Source organism: Rhizobium chutanense (assembly GCF_002531935.1).
Taxonomy (GTDB): domain Bacteria; phylum Pseudomonadota; class Alphaproteobacteria; order Rhizobiales; family Rhizobiaceae; genus Rhizobium; species Rhizobium chutanense.
In genome coordinates this window covers 1-18,287 of record NZ_NWSV01000053.1, presented here as the reverse complement: position 1 = coordinate 18,287, position 18,287 = coordinate 1, and the positions used below count along the sequence as shown (strand labels likewise).

The 18,287-nt window shown below is 59.8% G+C and carries 16 protein-coding genes and 1 tRNA gene; 16 read left to right on the top strand and 1 reads right to left on the bottom strand.

Going from position 1 to position 18,287, the window contains the following annotated elements:
* The 12 genes from CO666_RS33945 to rpoC form a co-directional block, all read left to right on the top strand.
* Positions 1-76 (top strand): EF-Tu C-terminal domain-related protein (locus CO666_RS33945; protein ID WP_130520932.1); only part of this gene is annotated, 76 nt, incomplete at its 5' end.
* A gap of 202 nt (positions 77-278) precedes the next feature.
* Complete coding sequence (locus tag CO666_RS34955) at positions 279-413, top strand: hypothetical protein (RefSeq protein WP_010069473.1); 135 nt, start codon at positions 279-281, stop codon at positions 411-413.
* A gap of 215 nt (positions 414-628) precedes the next feature.
* On the top strand, positions 629-1,522 hold the full coding sequence (locus CO666_RS32630; protein WP_097616037.1) for an NAD-dependent epimerase/dehydratase family protein: 894 nt from the start codon (positions 629-631) through the stop codon (positions 1,520-1,522).
* A gap of 167 nt (positions 1,523-1,689) precedes the next feature.
* A tRNA-Trp gene (locus tag CO666_RS32625) sits at positions 1,690-1,765 on the top strand.
* 194 nt (positions 1,766-1,959) lie between these two features.
* Complete coding sequence (gene secE / locus CO666_RS32620; protein ID WP_003573826.1) at positions 1,960-2,160, top strand: preprotein translocase subunit SecE; 201 nt, start codon at positions 1,960-1,962, stop codon at positions 2,158-2,160.
* 17 nt (positions 2,161-2,177) lie between these two features.
* Positions 2,178-2,708 carry a transcription termination/antitermination protein NusG gene (nusG, locus tag CO666_RS32615; protein ID WP_003547516.1) on the top strand — a complete coding sequence of 177 codons (531 nt, stop codon included), beginning with the start codon at positions 2,178-2,180 and terminating at the stop codon, positions 2,706-2,708.
* Between the two features lie 176 nt (positions 2,709-2,884).
* Complete coding sequence (gene rplK / locus CO666_RS32610; RefSeq protein WP_047620024.1) at positions 2,885-3,316, top strand: 50S ribosomal protein L11; 432 nt, start codon at positions 2,885-2,887, stop codon at positions 3,314-3,316.
* A gap of 4 nt (positions 3,317-3,320) precedes the next feature.
* On the top strand, positions 3,321-4,022 hold the full coding sequence (rplA, locus tag CO666_RS32605) for a 50S ribosomal protein L1 (protein ID WP_085736907.1): 702 nt from the start codon (positions 3,321-3,323) through the stop codon (positions 4,020-4,022).
* Positions 4,023-4,351: 329 nt separating this feature from the next.
* Complete coding sequence (gene rplJ, locus CO666_RS32600) at positions 4,352-4,870, top strand: 50S ribosomal protein L10 (RefSeq protein ID WP_097616034.1); 519 nt, start codon at positions 4,352-4,354, stop codon at positions 4,868-4,870.
* Between the two features lie 58 nt (positions 4,871-4,928).
* On the top strand, positions 4,929-5,309 hold the full coding sequence (gene rplL / locus CO666_RS32595) for a 50S ribosomal protein L7/L12 (protein ID WP_085736909.1): 381 nt from the start codon (positions 4,929-4,931) through the stop codon (positions 5,307-5,309).
* Between the two features lie 261 nt (positions 5,310-5,570).
* On the top strand, positions 5,571-9,710 hold the full coding sequence (gene rpoB / locus CO666_RS32590; protein ID WP_085736910.1) for a DNA-directed RNA polymerase subunit beta: 4,140 nt from the start codon (positions 5,571-5,573) through the stop codon (positions 9,708-9,710).
* Positions 9,711-9,900: 190 nt separating this feature from the next.
* Complete coding sequence (gene rpoC / locus CO666_RS32585) at positions 9,901-14,109, top strand: DNA-directed RNA polymerase subunit beta' (RefSeq protein ID WP_097616031.1); 4,209 nt, start codon at positions 9,901-9,903, stop codon at positions 14,107-14,109.
* Positions 14,110-14,251: 142 nt separating this feature from the next.
* On the opposite strand, the gene CO666_RS32580 is transcribed toward rpoC, so the two are convergent.
* Complete coding sequence (locus CO666_RS32580; RefSeq protein WP_028757598.1) at positions 14,252-14,545, bottom strand: hypothetical protein; 294 nt, start codon at positions 14,543-14,545, stop codon at positions 14,252-14,254.
* Between the two features lie 497 nt (positions 14,546-15,042).
* Here CO666_RS32580 and rpsL point away from each other — a divergent pair, with 497 nt between their 5' ends.
* The 4 genes from rpsL to CO666_RS32560 all read left to right on the top strand — a co-directional run.
* On the top strand, positions 15,043-15,414 hold the full coding sequence (gene rpsL, locus CO666_RS32575) for a 30S ribosomal protein S12 (RefSeq protein ID WP_003547537.1): 372 nt from the start codon (positions 15,043-15,045) through the stop codon (positions 15,412-15,414).
* Positions 15,415-15,491: 77 nt separating this feature from the next.
* Positions 15,492-15,962, top strand: coding sequence for a 30S ribosomal protein S7 (gene rpsG / locus CO666_RS32570; protein ID WP_085736912.1), 471 nt, complete (start codon positions 15,492-15,494; stop codon positions 15,960-15,962).
* Between the two features lie 29 nt (positions 15,963-15,991).
* Positions 15,992-18,091: an elongation factor G gene (gene fusA, locus CO666_RS32565; protein WP_097616027.1), complete on the top strand. Its 2,100-nt coding sequence runs from the start codon at positions 15,992-15,994 to the stop codon at positions 18,089-18,091.
* Positions 18,092-18,159: 68 nt separating this feature from the next.
* Positions 18,160-18,287: GTP-binding protein (locus tag CO666_RS32560; RefSeq protein WP_244520023.1), on the top strand; the 128-nt coding region annotated here is incomplete at its 3' end.

Here is an 18,287-nt window from a genome sequence, read left to right as displayed (position 1 = left end):
AGAAAAGCTGCGCTTCGCAATCCGCGAAGGCGGCCGCACCGTCGGCGCCGGTATCGTCGCTTCGATCGTCGAGTAATCCTGGATTACCTTCAATTCATGAAAAACCCCGCTGGAAACGGCGGGGTTTTTTCGTTCTGATGCTCATCGATGGGCTTAACAGCTGTTGTAAAAATATCGTTAAATTTGCCCGTCACAGTATTTTGTTCATCTAGCATTCAGAAACCGGTTGTGATTGCTCCATTTTAGTCCAGAATCCTCCTTGCAAAGAGGAGAGCCGGATGATTCCAAAGGCCACATTCGCTGCGACGATATTCGCAATGTATGTTTTCACGATGTTTTTCATCGCTGCAATTCCGCAAGAGGTTGTTCAGGCAGCCGGAGTGCAGGTCAACGAGATAAGCGTCGTCAAGTGACGACGTTGGAGGTGAGGGTCGTCACCTGACGATCCTTGCAGAGCATCGCAGGCTTCTGCGGTGATTGGAAATGATCGGCGCCCAGTGCCAGGGATGGGTGCTCCGGATAGGGTGCTCCTGGCGATGCGGGGCTAAGCCCTTGCCGGACGCTCGCTTGCTCTTCGCGCCGAAGCGTCTAACTATGCCTCCGATTTCATCACGCGGAGGATATCTTCATGAAGAAGCGAATTCTGTTCACGGGTGGCTCGGGCAAGGCAGGTCGCCATACCGTGCCGTGGCTCGTCAAATCAGGTTACGAGGTTCACAACCTCGATCTCGTGCCGCTGGATAGTCCAGGCGTCACCAATCTCATTGCCGACATCACCGATAGCGGTCAGGTCTTCAACGCGCTCTCTATGCACCGCGATTTTCCCGATCTCGATGCGGGCAGGGGCGTGCAGACCTTCGATGCCGTCGTACATTTCGCCGCCATCCCGCGCATCCTGATCAAGCCCGACAACGAAACCTTCCGCATCAACACGATGGGCACCTATAATGTCATCGAAGCGGCGGTGAAACTCGGCATCAGGAAAATCATCGTCGCATCGAGCGAGACGACCTACGGCGTGTGCTTCGCCGAAGGCCATCGTGATTTCCACCAGTTCCCGCTGGAGGAGGATTATGACGTCAACCCTATGGATTCCTACGGGCTTTCCAAGGTGGTCAACGAAAAGACGGCCCGCGCCTTTGCCGAACGTTCGGGCTTCGACATCTACGCGCTGCGAATCGGCAACGTCATCGAGCCGCACGAATATGAGCGGTTCCCCACTTTTTTCGCCAATCCCGAGATGCGCAAGCGCATCGCCTGGAGCTATATCGATGCCCGCGATCTCGGGCAGATCTGCCATCTCTGCATCGAAAAGGACGGTCTCGGCTATCAGGTCTTCAACGCGGCCAACGACACCGTCTCGGCCAATACGCCATCGAAGGAGCTTGCGAAGCGATTCTTCCCGAACGTGCCTTTCACCCGCGAGATCGGCGAATATGAAGGCCTGCTCTCCAATCGCAAGATTCGCGAGGTGCTGGGTTTTAAAGAAGAGCATGATTGGCGCAAATATGTGAAGGTCTGAACCGAACTGGTGGCACGATGGAAAAGCCGATTGCTGGCATATGCGCAGAATGGCTTTGAAAATCGAAAATCGTGCTTGCCATTCCGCTGCCGTCGTCTTAAAGGGAGCGCCATGCTTTTCAGCAGCGATTTGCGGGCCTTGGCCCGGACGCTGAATGATCGGTATGAAGGGGTATAGCTCAGTTGGTAGAGCGGCGGTCTCCAAAACCGCAGGTCGTAGGTTCGAGCCCTACTGCCCCTGCCATTTTCCTTGATGCGGGACAGCGCGGACATGCTCGCGGCATTCCGGCCGGGGGATTATTGGTGGTAACTAATTTCGTTAAACGTCGGTTTCCCTCTTGTGTATTCGGAAATCGGTGTTTATTTAGGGTTCAACAGACACGCGGTGCGTGGGGCTGATAGTTTCAGCTTTACGCGCCGTAATTGCGTGGGCAGTCGATGGCATCCAAATCCAATCCGTTTGCGTTTCTGCAGCAGGTTCGCTCCGAGACGTCCAAAGTTACATGGCCGTCGCGCCGCGAGACGATGATCTCGACGGTTATGGTGCTTGTGATGGTGGTTTTCGCTGCGCTGTTTTTCTTTGCCGCTGACCAGCTGATCGGCTGGGTTCTGAGCTTCGTGCTGAATACCGGCAACTGATACGGGTGGAGATGAAAATGGCGGCACGTTGGTACATCGTCCACGCATATTCCAATTTTGAGAAGAAGGTCGCGGAAGACATCGAGAACAAGGCTCGCCAGAAGGGGCTTGAGCACCTGTTCGAGAAGATTCTCGTGCCGACCGAAAAGGTGGTGGAAGTGCGTCGCGGCCGCAAGGTCGATTCCGAGCGCAAGTTTTTCCCCGGCTACGTCATGGTTCGCGCCAATCTGACTGACGAAGCCTACCACCTGATCAAGAATACGCCGAAGGTCACCGGTTTCCTCGGCTCCGACAATAAGCCCGTTCCGATTCCGGATTATGAAGCCGAGCGCATTCTCGGCCAGGTCCAGGAAGGTGTCGAGCGGCCGAAGGCCTCCATCACCTTCGAGATCGGCGAGCAGGTTCGCGTTTCCGACGGCCCGTTCGCTTCGTTCAACGGCACGGTTCAGGATGTGGACGAAGAACGTTCGCGCCTGAAGGTTGAGGTGTCGATCTTCGGCCGCGCAACGCCGGTCGAGTTGGAATACGCTCAGGTCGAGAAGGTCTGATTGCTGGAAATTGGAAGCTGGCCTTGCGGCCTGTTTCCCGCGGACATCGTCCGCACCCGCGTGGAAGGTGAGGGGTCTTAGCCGGACCCTAATGATCCGCACCACGCAACCGCAGCCGCCGGAGAGATCCGGCATCACGGGCCGGGCGACCGGCCGTTCATGAAAGGCAGAGAGATATGGCTAAGAAAGTTGCAGGCCAGCTCAAGCTTCAGGTCAAGGCAGGATCGGCAAACCCGTCCCCGCCGATTGGTCCGGCGCTTGGTCAGCGTGGCATTAACATCATGGAATTCTGCAAGGCGTTCAATGCCGCCACGCAGGAAATGGAAAAGGGTATGCCGATCCCGGTCGTCATCACCTATTACCAGGACAAGTCCTTCACCTTCGCGATGAAGCAGCCTCCGGTCAGCTACTGGCTGAAGAAGGAAGCGAAGATCACGTCCGGTTCCAAGACGCCCGGTAAGGGTGCCAAGGCCGGCTCCCTCACCAAGGCTCAGATCAAGACGATCGCGGAAGCCAAGATGAAGGATCTGAACGCAGCGGATATCGAAGGTGCAATGGCGATGATCGAGGGCTCTGCCCGCGCCATGGGCCTGGAAGTGGTGGGTTAAGATCATGGCTGGTAAGCGCACGCAGAAGATCAACGAAGGTGTTGATCCCACCAAGCTCTATGCTCTGTCCCTGGCCATCGGCATGGTCAAGGAACGGGCTGTCGCCAAGTTCGACGAAACCATCGAAGTCTCGATGAACCTCGGCGTCGACCCGCGCCATGCGGACCAGATGGTTCGCGGCGTCGTCAACCTGCCGAACGGCACCGGCCGTACGGTTCGCGTTGCCGTCTTCGCTCGCGGCGCCAAGGCCGATGAAGCCAAGGCTGCCGGTGCCGATGTCGTCGGTGCTGAAGACCTCGTCGAAATCGTCCAGGGCGGCAAGATCGAATTCGATCGCTGCATCGCCACCCCCGACATGATGCCGCTCGTCGGTCGTCTCGGTAAGGTTCTCGGTCCGCGCGGCATGATGCCGAACCCGAAGGTCGGCACCGTTACCATGGATGTCGCCGGAGCCGTCAAGGCTTCCAAGGGCGGCGCTGTCGAGTTCCGCGTCGAGAAGGCCGGCATCGTCCATGCCGGCATCGGCAAGGCCTCGTTCGACGCCAAGGCTCTGGAAGAAAACATCCGCGCATTTGCCGACGCCGTCATCAAGGCGAAGCCGGCTGGCGCCAAGGGCAACTACGTCAAGCGCGTGGCGATTTCTTCGACCATGGGCCCGGGCGTCAAGATCGAAGTCGGCTCGGTCACCGCAGCTCCGACTGCATAAGTAGATTGCCGGACCTCGGTCCGGTCACTGAAATTCCGGCCTCGCAAGGGGCCGGAATATTCCGGAGAAATCCGGAATCCTGTCCGAGATTGCAGGTGGTTTTCCCTTAATCACTTCGCCTGCATGAGACGGGTAAGACCCGAATTGCATGAAGTTTACTTCTCGTAACTCGGTTCGAGCCTTGGATGCCTTGTGCCTCTTTAGCCTTGATTGGCGCGGGAGCGCGGGGGGACAGGATCCTCAAGCGTCGCTTGGGATCTCGCATGATCCCAGGAGGCAAAAGGCAACCCGGCAGGCCCGTTTTCGGTCCTGCCAACTGGAGATAGGCAGTGGAAAGAGCGGAAAAACGCGAATTCGTCACGGAACTGAACGAAGTCTTCAAGGCTTCGGGCTCAGTCGTCGTGGCCCACTATGCTGGTGCTACAGTCGCGCAGATGAACGATTTTCGTTCGAAGATGCGTGCAGCTGGCGGTACCGTCAAAGTCGCGAAGAACCGCCTGGCCAAAATTGCCCTTCAGGGTACGGAAGCGGAAGGGATTACCAATCTCTTCAAGGGTCAGACGCTCATTGCTTACAGCAATGATCCGATCACCGCTCCGAAGGTCGTCATGGATTTCGCCAAGATCAACGACAAGATCGTGGTTCTCGGCGGCGCCATGGGAACAACCACGCTCAACGCCGAAGCAGTCAAGTCGCTTGCGACCCTGCCTTCGCTCGACGAGCTGCGTGCGAAGCTGCTGGGCATGATCCAGACACCGGCTACCCGCATCGCTGGGGTTGTTGCAGCACCGGCAAGCCAGCTTGCCCGCGTGTTTTCGGCCTACGCCAAGAAGGACGAAGCCGCTTAAGGCGGTTTTTCGCTGTTTATAATCAACCGGTTCGAACCGAACAAAAGGAACTAGTAAAATGGCTGATCTCGCAAAGATCGTTGACGACCTCTCCTCGCTGACCGTTCTGGAAGCTGCAGAACTGTCGAAGCTTCTCGAAGAAAAGTGGGGCGTTTCCGCTGCTGCTCCGGTAGCTGTTGCTGCCGTTGGCGGTGGTGCAGGCGCTGCTGCTCCGGTCGAAGAAGAAAAGACCGAGTTCGACGTCATCCTCGCGGATGCCGGCGCCAACAAGATCAACGTCATCAAGGAAGTCCGCGCCATCACCGGTCTCGGCCTCAAGGAAGCCAAGGACCTCGTCGAGGCCGCTCCGAAGGCTGTCAAGGAAGGCGTTTCCAAGGCTGAAGCCGCCGACATCAAGAAGAAGCTTGAAGACGCCGGCGCCAAGGCCGACGTCAAGTAAGCTTGAACTGCTTTTGGGAGGCGGCAATTGCTGCCTCCCATTTGCCGTTTTTCTGAACGAATTACCCAAAAGCCGCGTCAAACCGGCTTTTGGGTAATGGGTTCTTCAAAAGGATAGTCTCGCGCCGAGGGCAGCACAGCAATCCGAGCTGAGCGTTTTCGGGTGCCGGACGAGATTGAACTACCCATTGATTGACGGGATCGACTGGCCATCGGTTCCCGTCCGTTGCAGGCCCGGGTGCAAGATTTTGAAGGAGCGACGATGGCTCAGACCCTTTCGTTCAACGGTCGCAGGCGCGTACGCAAGTTTTTTGGTAAGATCCCCGAAGTCGCAGAAATGCCGAACCTCATCGAGGTTCAGAAGGCGTCCTACGACCAGTTTTTGATGGTTGAAGAGCCGAAAGGCGGCCGGCCCGACGAGGGCCTTCAGGCCGTTTTCAAGTCGGTTTTCCCGATCACCGATTTCTCCGGCGCTTCCATGCTGGAATTCGTATCCTACGAATTCGAACCGCCGAAGTTCGACGTTGACGAATGCCGTCAGCGCGACCTGACCTATGCAGCGCCGCTGAAGGTGACGCTGCGCCTCATCGTGTTCGATATCGATGAGGATACCGGCGCGAAGTCGATCAAGGACATCAAGGAACAGTCCGTTTACATGGGCGACATGCCGCTCATGACCAATAACGGCACGTTCATCGTCAACGGCACCGAGCGCGTCATCGTCTCCCAGATGCACCGTTCGCCGGGCGTCTTCTTCGACCACGACAAGGGCAAGAGCCATTCTTCCGGCAAGCTGCTCTTTGCCGCCCGCGTCATCCCGTATCGCGGCTCCTGGCTCGATATCGAATTCGACGCCAAGGATATCGTCTACGCCCGTATCGACCGCCGCCGTAAGATCCCTGTCACGTCGCTGCTGATGGCGCTCGGCATGGACGGCGAGGAAATCCTCGACACCTTCTACACGAAGTCGCTCTACAAGCGCGACGGCGAAGGCTGGCGCATTCCCTTCAAGCCGGAAACGCTGAAGGGCGCCAAGGCGATCACCGAGATGGTCGACGCCGATACCGGCGAAGTCGTCGTGGAAGCCGGCAAGAAGCTGACCCCGCGCCTGCTGCGCCAGCTCTCCGACAAGGGCCTGAAGGCGCTGAAGGCCGGCGACGACGACCTTTACGGCAACTACCTCGCCGAAGACATCGTCAACTACTCGACGGGTGAGATCTATCTCGAGGCCGGCGACGAAATCGACGAGAAGACGCTCGGCATCATCCTGTCGAACGGTTTCGACGAAATCCCGGTTCTCGGCATCGACCACATCAATGTCGGCGCCTATATCCGCAACACGCTGTCGGCCGACAAGAACGAGAACCGTCAGGACGCTCTGTTCGACATCTACCGCGTCATGCGTCCGGGTGAACCGCCGACCATGGAATCGGCCGAAGCCATGTTCAACTCGCTGTTCTTCGATGCGGAGCGTTACGACCTCTCCGCCGTCGGCCGCGTCAAGATGAACATGCGTCTCGACCTGACCGTCGAAGACACCGTCCGCATCCTGCGCAAGGACGACATCCTGGCCGTGGTCAAGATGCTGGTCGAACTGCGCGACGGCAAGGGCGAGATCGACGACATCGACAACCTCGGCAACCGCCGCGTCCGCTCGGTCGGCGAGCTGATGGAAAATCAGTACCGTCTCGGCCTGCTGCGCATGGAGCGCGCGATCAAGGAACGCATGTCCTCGATCGAGATCGACACGGTCATGCCGCAGGATCTGATCAACGCCAAGCCGGCGGCTGCCGCCGTCCGCGAATTCTTCGGTTCCTCGCAGCTCTCGCAGTTCATGGACCAGGTCAACCCGCTCTCGGAAATCACCCACAAGCGCCGTCTTTCGGCTCTTGGCCCGGGCGGTCTGACCCGCGAGCGCGCCGGCTTCGAAGTCCGCGACGTGCATCCGACCCATTACGGCCGTATCTGCCCGATCGAAACGCCGGAAGGCCCGAACATCGGTCTGATCAACTCGCTGGCGACCTTTGCCCGCGTCAACAAGTACGGCTTCATCGAAAGCCCGTATCGCCGCATCGTCGACGGCAAGGTGACGAACGACGTGCTCTACCTCTCCGCCATGGAAGAGGCGAAGTACTACGTTGCCCAGGCCAACGCCGAAATGAACGCCGACGGCTCCTTCGTCGACGAATTCGTCGTCTGCCGTCACGCCGGCGAAGTCATGCTGGCGCCGCGCGACAGCATGAACTTGATGGACGTCTCGCCGAAGCAGGTCGTTTCGGTCGCTGCCGCTCTCATCCCGTTCCTGGAAAACGACGACGCCAACCGCGCGCTCATGGGCTCGAACATGCAGCGTCAGGCCGTGCCGCTGCTGCGTGCCGAAGCCCCGTTCGTCGGCACCGGCATGGAACCGGTCGTCGCCCGTGACTCCGGCGCTGCCATCGGCGCCCGTCGCGGCGGCGTGGTCGACCAGGTCGACGCGACGCGTATCGTTATCCGCGCCACGGAAGACCTCGAAGCCGGCAAGTCCGGCGTCGATATCTACCGCCTGCAGAAGTTCCAGCGTTCGAACCAGAACACCTGCGTCAACCAGCGTCCGCTGGTCACCGTCGGTGACGTCGTCAACCGCGGCGACATCCTCGCCGACGGTCCGTCGACCGATCTCGGCGACCTGGCGCTCGGCCGCAACGCGCTCGTCGCGTTCATGCCCTGGAACGGCTACAACTACGAAGACTCGATCCTGCTCTCCGAGCGCATCGTTGCCGACGACGTGTTCACCTCCATCCACATCGAAGAATTCGAAGTGATGGCGCGCGACACCAAGCTTGGTCCTGAGGAAATCACCCGCGATATTCCGAACGTTTCGGAAGAAGCGCTGAAGAACCTCGACGAAGCCGGCATCGTCTATATCGGCGCCGAAGTTCAGCCGGGCGATATCCTCGTCGGCAAGATCACGCCGAAGGGCGAAAGCCCGATGACGCCGGAAGAAAAGCTTCTGCGCGCCATCTTCGGCGAAAAGGCCTCCGACGTGCGCGATACCTCCATGCGCATGCCGCCCGGCACCTACGGCACGATCGTCGAAGTTCGCGTCTTCAACCGCCATGGCGTCGAGAAGGACGAGCGCGCGATGGCGATCGAGCGCGAAGAGATCGAGCGTCTTGCCAAGGACCGCGACGACGAGCAGGCGATCCTCGACCGTAACGTCTACGGCCGTCTGATCGAAATGCTGCGCGGCCAGGCCTCCATCGCCGGCCCGAAGGGCTTCAAGAAGGGCACCGAGCTTTCGAACGCCGTCGTCTCCGAATATCCCCGCTCGCAGTGGTGGATGTTCGCGGTCGAGGACGAAAAGGTCCAGAGCGAACTCGAAGCGCTCCGCGGTCAGTACGACGAATCCAAGTCGCGCCTTGAACAGCGCTTCATGGACAAGGTCGAGAAGGTCCAGCGCGGCGATGAAATGCCTCCTGGCGTCATGAAGATGGTCAAGGTCTTCGTCGCCGTGAAGCGCAAGATCCAGCCGGGCGACAAGATGGCCGGCCGTCACGGGAACAAGGGCGTCGTTTCGCGCATTGTGCCTGTCGAGGACATGCCGTTCCTCGAAGACGGCACGCATGTCGACGTCGTTTTGAACCCGCTCGGCGTGCCCTCGCGCATGAACGTCGGCCAGATCCTTGAAACCCATCTGGGTTGGGCCTGCGCCGGCATGGGTCGCCAGATCGGCGAGCTGATCGAAGCCTACAAGGCCAATGGCAACATCGAGCCGCTGCGCAAGACCATCGGCGATGTCGTCGGTGACGGTCCGAAGGCCGAACAGGTTCACGAGTTCGACGACGACTCCGTTCTGCGTCTCGCCGACCAGTGGAAGCGCGGCGTTTCGATCGCGACGCCTGTCTTCGACGGTGCCAATGAAGGCGACGTCAACGACATGCTGCGTCTGGCAGGTCTCAAGGATACCGGTCAGTCGACGCTCTATGACGGCCGTACCGGCGAGCAGTTCGACCGTCAGGTGACGGTGGGCTACATCTACATGCTGAAGCTCAACCACCTGGTCGACGACAAGATCCATGCCCGTTCGATCGGTCCTTACTCGCTCGTGACCCAGCAGCCGCTGGGTGGCAAGGCGCAGTTCGGCGGCCAGCGCTTCGGCGAAATGGAAGTCTGGGCGCTCGAAGCATACGGTGCGGCCTACACGCTGCAGGAAATGCTGACGGTGAAGTCGGACGACGTCGCCGGCCGCACCAAGGTCTACGAAGCCATCGTCCGCGGAGACGACACGTTCGAAGCCGGTATTCCGGAAAGCTTCAACGTTCTCGTCAAGGAAATGCGCTCGCTGGGCCTCAGTGTCGAGCTCGAAAACACCAAGCTTGACGAGGCGCAGGCAGCTCAGCTGCCCGACGCGGCCGAGTAAGCACTTGATAGGGCGTGCGCTGCCAATGCGGCGCACGCCGGTCCCGCCGGGCGCCGTATCCGTGTCGGCCCGGGAGGGAAGTTTCGCCGCATCTTGCGGTTATTCTCGTTTAAGCGAGGGAGGCGGCTCCCGGGAAATTGCCGCCGACCATCGCATTTTGAGGGCGCTTTAGCCCATGAAGGAGACAGGCATGAACCAAGAGGTCATGAATCTTTTCAATCCGCAGGTGCCTGCACAGAATTTCGATTCCATTCGGATTTCGATCGCGTCTCCGGAGAAGATCCTCTCCTGGTCCTACGGTGAGATCAAGAAGCCGGAAACCATCAACTACCGCACGTTCAAGCCGGAACGCGACGGTCTGTTCTGCGCGCGCATCTTCGGGCCGATCAAGGACTACGAATGCCTGTGCGGCAAGTACAAGCGCATGAAGTACAAGGGCATCATCTGCGAAAAGTGCGGCGTCGAAGTCACGCTGTCGCGCGTTCGCCGTGAGCGTATGGGCCATATCGAGCTCGCCGCTCCCGTTGCCCACATCTGGTTCCTGAAGTCGCTGCCGTCGCGCATCTCGACGCTGCTCGACATGACGCTGAAGGATGTCGAGCGCGTCCTCTATTTCGAAAACTACATCGTCACCGAGCCGGGCCTGACCGCGCTCAAGGAGCATCAGCTCCTGACGGAAGAAGAGTACATGCTCGCCGTCGACGAATACGGCGAAGACCAGTTCACCGCGATGATCGGCGCTGAGGCGATCTACGAGATGCTGGCCTCGATGAATCTCGAAAAGATCGCCGGCGATCTGCGCTCCGAGCTTGCCGACACGACGTCGGATCTCAAGCAGAAGAAGCTGATGAAGCGCCTGAAGATCGTCGAGAACTTCATGGAATCCGGCAACCGTCCGGAATGGATGATCATGAAGGTCGTCCCGGTCATTCCGCCGGACCTGCGTCCGCTGGTTCCGCTCGACGGCGGCCGTTTTGCGACGTCGGATCTGAACGATCTCTACCGCCGCGTCATCAACCGTAACAACCGTCTGAAGCGCCTGATCGAGCTTCGTGCGCCTGGCATCATCATCCGCAACGAAAAGCGCATGCTGCAGGAATCGGTTGACGCGCTGTTCGACAACGGCCGTCGCGGCCGCGTCATCACCGGCGCCAACAAGCGTCCGCTGAAGTCGCTCTCCGACATGCTGAAGGGCAAGCAGGGCCGCTTCCGCCAGAACCTGCTCGGCAAGCGCGTCGACTATTCCGGCCGTTCGGTCATCGTCACCGGCCCGGAACTGAAGCTGCACCAGTGCGGCCTGCCGAAGAAGATGGCACTCGAACTCTTCAAGCCGTTCATCTATGCCCGCCTCGACGCCAAGGGTTACTCCTCGACCGTCAAGCAGGCCAAGAAGCTGGTCGAAAAGGAAAAGCCTGAGGTCTGGGATATCCTCGACGAGGTCATCCGCGAACATCCGGTTCTCTTGAACCGCGCACCGACGCTGCACCGCCTGGGCATCCAGGCCTTCGAACCCACCCTGGTCGAAGGCAAGGCGATCCAGCTGCATCCGCTCGTCTGCACGGCCTTCAACGCCGACTTCGACGGTGACCAGATGGCCGTTCACGTGCCGCTGTCGCTCGAAGCCCAGCTCGAAGCCCGCGTGCTGATGATGTCGACCAACAACATCCTGCATCCGGCCAACGGCGCGCCGATCATCGTTCCCTCGCAGGACATGGTTCTCGGCCTGTACTATCTGTCGATCCTGAACCAGAACGAGCCGGGCGAAGGCATGGCCTTCTCCGATCTCGGCGAGCTGCATCACGCGCTGGAAAGCAAGGTCGTGACGCTGCACACCAAGATCCGCGGCCGTTTCAAGTCGGTCGACGAGGATGGCAAGCCCTACTCGAAGATCTATGAGACGACGCCTGGCCGTCTGCTCATCGGCGAATTGCTGCCGAAGAACGGCAAGGTGCCCTTCGACATCTGCAACCAGGAAATGACCAAGAAGAACATCTCGAAGATGATCGACACGGTCTACCGTCATTGCGGCCAGAAGGACACGGTCATCTTCTGCGACCGCATCATGCAGCTCGGCTTTAGCCATGCCTGCCGCGCCGGCATTTCGTTCGGCAAGGACGACATGGTCATTCCGGAAACCAAGGCCAAGATCGTTGGCGACACCGAAAACCTGGTCAAGGAATACGAGCAGCAGTACAACGACGGCCTGATCACCCAGGGCGAGAAGTACAACAAGGTCGTTGACGCCTGGGGCAAGGCAACCGAGAAGGTCGCTGAAGACATGATGGCCCGTATTAAGGCTGTCGAGTTCGATCCGAACACCGGCCGCCAGAAGCCGATGAACGCCATCTATATGATGTCGCATTCCGGCGCCCGCGGTTCTCCGAACCAGATGCGTCAGCTGGGCGGCATGCGTGGCCTCATGGCCAAGCCGTCGGGTGAAATCATCGAGACGCCGATCATCTCGAACTTCAAGGAAGGCCTGACCGTCAACGAGTACTTCAACTCGACGCACGGCGCCCGCAAGGGTCTGGCAGACACCGCCTTGAAGACCGCCAACTCCGGTTACCTCACGCGTCGTCTCGTCGACGTCGCGCAGGATTGCATCGTCACGCATGTCGATTGCGGCACCGAAACCGGCCTCACCATGACCGCCATCGTCGATGCCGGTCAGGTGGTTGCCTCGCTCGGCGCCCGTATCCTCGGCCGCACGGCGCTCGACGATATCGATCATCCGGTCACGGGTGAGCGCCTCGTCGATGCCGGCAAGATGATCCTCGAGCCCGATGTCATCGAGATCGAGAAGGCCGGTATCCAGTCGATCCGCATCCGTTCGGCGCTGACCTGCGAAATCCAGACGGGCGTCTGCTCGGTCTGCTACGGCCGCGACCTGGCCCGTGGTACGCCTGTCAACATGGGCGAAGCCGTCGGCGTCATTGCCGCTCAGTCGATCGGCGAGCCGGGCACCCAGCTCACCATGCGTACCTTCCACCTTGGCGGCACGGCAACCGTGGTCGACCAGTCGTTCCTGGAAGCCTCGTACGAAGGTACGGTGCAGATCAAGAACCGCAACATCCTGCGCAACTCCGATGGCAATCTCGTTGCCATGGGCCGCAACATGACCGTCCAGATCCTGGACGAGCGTGGCGTCGAGCGTTCGTCGCAGCGTGTGGCCTACGGTTCGAAGCTGCATGTCGACGAAGGTGACAAGGTCAAGCGCGGCCAGCGTCTGGCGGAGTGGGATCCTTACACCCGCCCGATGATGACGGAAGTGGCCGGTACCGTGCAGTTCGAAGACTTGGTCGACGGTCTCTCCGTTCTCGAAGCGACCGACGAGTCCACAGGCATCACCAAGCGTCAGGTCATCGACTGGCGTTCGACCCCGCGCGGTTCGGACCTCAAGCCGGCGATCGTCATCAAGGATGCCAGCGGCAATGTCGCCAAGCTGTCTCGTGGTGGTGACGCCCGCTTCCTGCTCTCGGTCGACGCGATCCTGTCGGTCGAGCCGGGCACCAAGGTCTCCCAGGGTGACGTGCTTGCGCGTTCGCCGCTGGAAAGCGCCAAGACCAAGGACATCACCGGCGGTCTGCCGCGTGTTGCCGAGCTGTTCGAAGCCCGCCGTCCGAAGGACCACGCCATCATCGCTGAGATCGATGGTACGATCCGCCTCGGCCGCGACTACAAGAACAAGCGCCGCGTCATCATCGAGCCGGCGGAAGACGGTGTCGAGCCTGTCGAATACCTGATCCCGAAGGGCAAGCCCTTCCACCTTCAGGAAGGCGACTATATCGAAAAGGGTGACTACATCCTCGACGGTAACCCGGCTCCGCACGACATCCTGGCGATCAAGGGCGTAGAGGCTCTGGCCTCCTACCTCGTCAACGAGATCCAGGAAGTCTACCGCCTGCAGGGCGTTGTCATCAACGATAAGCACATCGAGGTGATCGTCCGTCAGATGCTGCAGAAGGTGGAGATCACCGATGCAGGCGACTCGACCTATATCGTCGGCGACAATGTCGACCGGATCGAGCTCGAAGACGTCAACGATCACCTGATCGAGCAGGGCAAGAAGCCTGCCTATGGCGATCCGGTTCTGCTCGGCATCACCAAGGCGTCGCTGCAGACCCCGTCCTTCATCTCGGCCGCGTCCTTCCAGGAAACGACCAAGGTGCTGACGGAAGCTGCGATCGCCGGCAAGACCGACGGCCTGCAGGGTCTGAAGGAAAACGTCATCGTCGGCCGCCTCATCCCGGCCGGCACCGGCGGCACCATGACCCAGATCCGCCGTATCGCCACGTCGCGCGACGAGCTGATCCTCGAAGAGCGCCGCAAGGGCACCGGTGCTGCCGTTGCCACGCCGATGCTGCAGGACATGGCCGAAAAGGCTCCGGCCGCGGAATAATCCGCGGCTGATGCCGATGAATTGAAAAACCGCCCGGAGCGATCCGGGCGGTTTTTGTTTTGGTCTGATCCGATTGGTCTGGGGGAGGGAAGGCGGCTCGTTCCGCTTACGCTGCTTGGGCGACCGGCAGCGTCGGCTCCCCTCAGTTGAAGCGGATGATCGCGACCTCGCCGTCGACGGCGCCCTGATAGGCAGAGGCGTGCGGCTCTTCGGCGGGCACCTCGGTCAGCATGCCAATCTGGTCGAGATCGGCCTCGATGAAGCCTTCCTCGGCAAGCGCGTTCAGCGCCTCGCGCACGGCCGTGTCGTCGTCGGGCGCCTTGAGCATGATGTGCAGGTCGATGCCCTCGCTGGCGTCGGACTCATAGCCCTTGCCGATGATGATGAAGATCATCGGCCCGTCGAAATTATTGTCGTTGTCAGGTGTCGTAATCATCGCCTGTCCTTCGGCTCTTTGACGATTCGGTCGCTCGAATCCTGCTGTGAGGGCCGTACGCCGCAATTGCTGATTCCTTAACTGCTTTTACCGCAATGCCCAAGTTTTTATCTTGGCGCACGGCTGTCATTTCGTCTAGAAGGGTGAAATCAGGGCTTCAGGCCCTGAGATCAAGGCGATACGGCGAGTTTATTTCTTAACCGGCCTTGACGAGACAGGTGGAAACCAGTAGTACCCCGGCCATCAGATCCCATGTGAGGCTTGGCTTTTCGGGGCGACGCGCCCTGAAGTTCACCTCAAACAAGGTTCTAAACGCACGTTGAAGTCATGATGCTGCACGCATGACGCATATTTTATGCGTCCTCTGCTCCTTGTGGTCCATCTGCGGAAGCGGATCGGGCCATATTTTGCGCATTGACGGAAAGCGTGCGTCACTGCCGGAGACGGCGCGAGTTCAAGCCCGCAAGGGTACTGAGATAAACGTAAGGGATGGTTGAATGCCTACCGTAAACCAGCTGATCCGCAAGCCTCGCCAGGCGAACGTAAAGCGTAATAAGGTTCCCGCACTCCAGGAGAACCCGCAGAAGCGCGGCGTTTGCACGCGCGTTTACACGACCACGCCGAAGAAGCCGAACTCGGCTCTGCGTAAGGTCGCAAAGATCCGCCTGACCAACGGCTTCGAAGTCATTGGTTACATCCCCGGCGAAGGTCACAACCTTCAGGAACACTCCGTCGTCATGATCCGTGGCGGCCGCGTCAAGGACCTTCCGGGTGTCCGTTATCACATCATCCGCGGCGTTCTCGATACCCAGGGTGTCAAGAACCGCAAGCAGCGCCGCTCCAAGTATGGCGCGAAGCGTCCGAAGTAATTCGGTTTTGAGTAATTCGGCGCTGCGCGAGGTCCTCCGCGTGATGAAGCGCCTTAACGGTTGAAGAGACGAAAACTATGTCCAGACGTCATAAAGCAGAAAAGCGCGAGATCAATCCGGATCCGAAGTTCGGCGATCTCATCGTCACCAAGTTCATGAATGCCATCATGCTCGACGGCAAGAAGTCCGTTGCTGAAAGCATCGTCTATGGCGCGTTCGACGTCGTCCAGGGCAAGTCCAAGCAGGAGCCGCTCACGGTTTTCCATTCCGCGCTCGACAACATCGCCCCGCACGTTGAAGTCCGCTCGCGCCGCGTCGGTGGTGCGACCTATCAGGTGCCGGTCGACGTTCGTCCGGAGCGCCGCCAGGCTCTCGCCATTCGCTGGCTGATTGCCGCTGCCCGCAAGCGCAATGAAACCACCATGATCGATCGCCTGTCCGGCGAACTGCTCGATGCGTCCAACAACCGCGGCTCCGCCGTCAAGAAGCGCGAAGACACGCACAAGATGGCTGACGCCAACCGTGCGTTCTCGCACTATCGCTGGTAATTCCGAACGGTATCGAAAGGCAGTCCACAATGGCTCGCGAATATAAGATCGAAGACTACCGTAATTTCGGTATCATGGCGCACATCGACGCCGGCAAGACCACGACCACCGAGCGTATTCTTTACTACACCGGCAAGTCGCACAAGATCGGCGAAGTCCACGACGGCGCAGCCACCATGGACTGGATGGAGCAGGAGCAGGAGCGTGGCATCACGATCACCTCTGCTGCCACCACGACCTTCTGGAAGGGCCGTGACGGCAAGATGCGCCGCTTCAACATCATCGACACCCCCGGCCACGTCGACTTCACCATCGAAGTCGAGCGTTCGCTGCGCGTTCTCGACGGCGCCATCGCGCTGCTGGACGCCAACGCCGGTGTCGAGCCGCAGACGGAAACCGTCTGGCGCCAGGCCGAGAAGTACAATGTCCCGCGGATGATCTTCTGCAACAAGATGGACAAGACCGGCGCGGACTTCTACCGCTCCGTCGAGATGATCAAGACCCGTCTCGGCGCAACGGCTGTCGTCATGCAGCTGCCGATCGGCGCTGAAAGCGACTTCAAGGGCGTCGTCGACCTGATCGAGATGAACGCTCTCATCTGGCGCGACGAGTCGCTCGGCGCCCAGTGGGATGTCGTCGAGATCCCCGAGGACATGAAGGCCAAGGCTGAAGAATACCGCGAAAAGCTGATCGAAACGGTCGTCGACATCGACGAAGCCGCGATGGAAGCCTATCTCGAAGGCGTTCTGCCCGACAACGACAAGATCCGCGAGCTCGTTCGCCGCGGCACGATCGACGTCAAGTTCCACCCGATGTTCTGCGGCACCGCCTTCAAGAACAAGGGCGTGCAGCCGCTGCTCGACGCCGTCGTCGACTACCTGCCGTCGCCGATGGACATCCCGGCGATCAAGGGCATCGACTTCAAGACGGAAGCCGATATCGAGCGTCATGCCGACGACAACGAGCCGCTCTCCATGCTCGCCTTCAAGATCATGAACGACCCCTTCGTCGGTTCGCTCACCTTCGCCCGTATCTACTCCGGCAAGCTCGAAAAGGGCGCGTCGGTCATGAACACGGTCAAGGACAAGCGCGAGCGCGTCGGCCGCATGCTGCAGATGCACTCCAACTCGCGTGAAGACATCGAAGAAGCCTTCGCAGGCGACATCGTCGCTCTCGCCGGCCTCAAGGAAACCACGACGGGCGACACGCTCTGCGATCCGCTGAAGCCGGTTATCCTCGAGCGCATGGAATTCCCCGAGCCGGTCATCCAGATCGCCATCGAGCCGAAGACCAAGGGCGACCAGGAAAAGATGGGCCTCGCGCTCAACCGTCTGGCTGCAGAAGATCCGTCCTTCCGCGTCAAGACCGACCAGGAATCCGGCCAGACCATCATCGCCGGCATGGGCGAACTGCACCTCGACATCATCGTCGACCGCATGCGTCGTGAATTCAAGGTCGAAGCAACCGTCGGCGCGCCGCAGGTTGCCTACCGCGAAACCATCACGCGCCAGCACGAAGAAGACTACACGCACAAGAAGCAGTCCGGTGGTACCGGCCAGTTCGCGCGCGTCAAGATCGTCTTCGAACCGAACCCGGATGGCGACGACTTCAAGTTCGAATCCAAGATCGTCGGCGGTGCTGTTCCGAAGGAATACGTTCCCGGCGTCCAGAAGGGCATCGAAAGCGTTCTGTCTTCGGGTCCGCTCGCAGGCTTCCCGATGCTCGGCGTCAAGGCGACCCTCATCGACGGTGCCTTCCACGACGTCGACTCCTCGGTTCTCGCCTTCGAAATCGCCTCGCGTGCCTGCTTCCGTGAAGCAGCCAAGAAGGCCGGCGCTCAGTTGCTCGAGCCGATGATGAAGGTCGAAGTCGTGACCCCGGAAGATTATGTCGGCGACGTCATCGGCGACCTGAACTCCCGTCGCGGTCAGATCCAGGGCCAGGAAAGCCGTGGTATCGCCGTCGTCATCAACGCGAACGTTCCGCTCGCGAACATGTTCAAGTACGTCGACAACCTGCGCTCCATGTCCCAGGGCCGCGCCCAGTACACGATGACCTTCGATCACTATTCGCCGGTCCCGTCGAACGTCGCAACTGAAATCCAGGCAAAGTATTCCGGTCAGAAGTGACCGGAATACCAATTGACCGATAACAAGAATTAGATCCCCTCGGGGACTAGCAAAACGGAGAGCCGAAAATGGCAAAGAGTAAGTTTGAGCGCAACAAGCCGCACGTCAACATCGGCACTATCGGCCACGTTGACCACGGCAAGACGTCTCTGACGGCAGCGATCACGAAGTACTTCGGTGAGTTCAAGGCGTACGA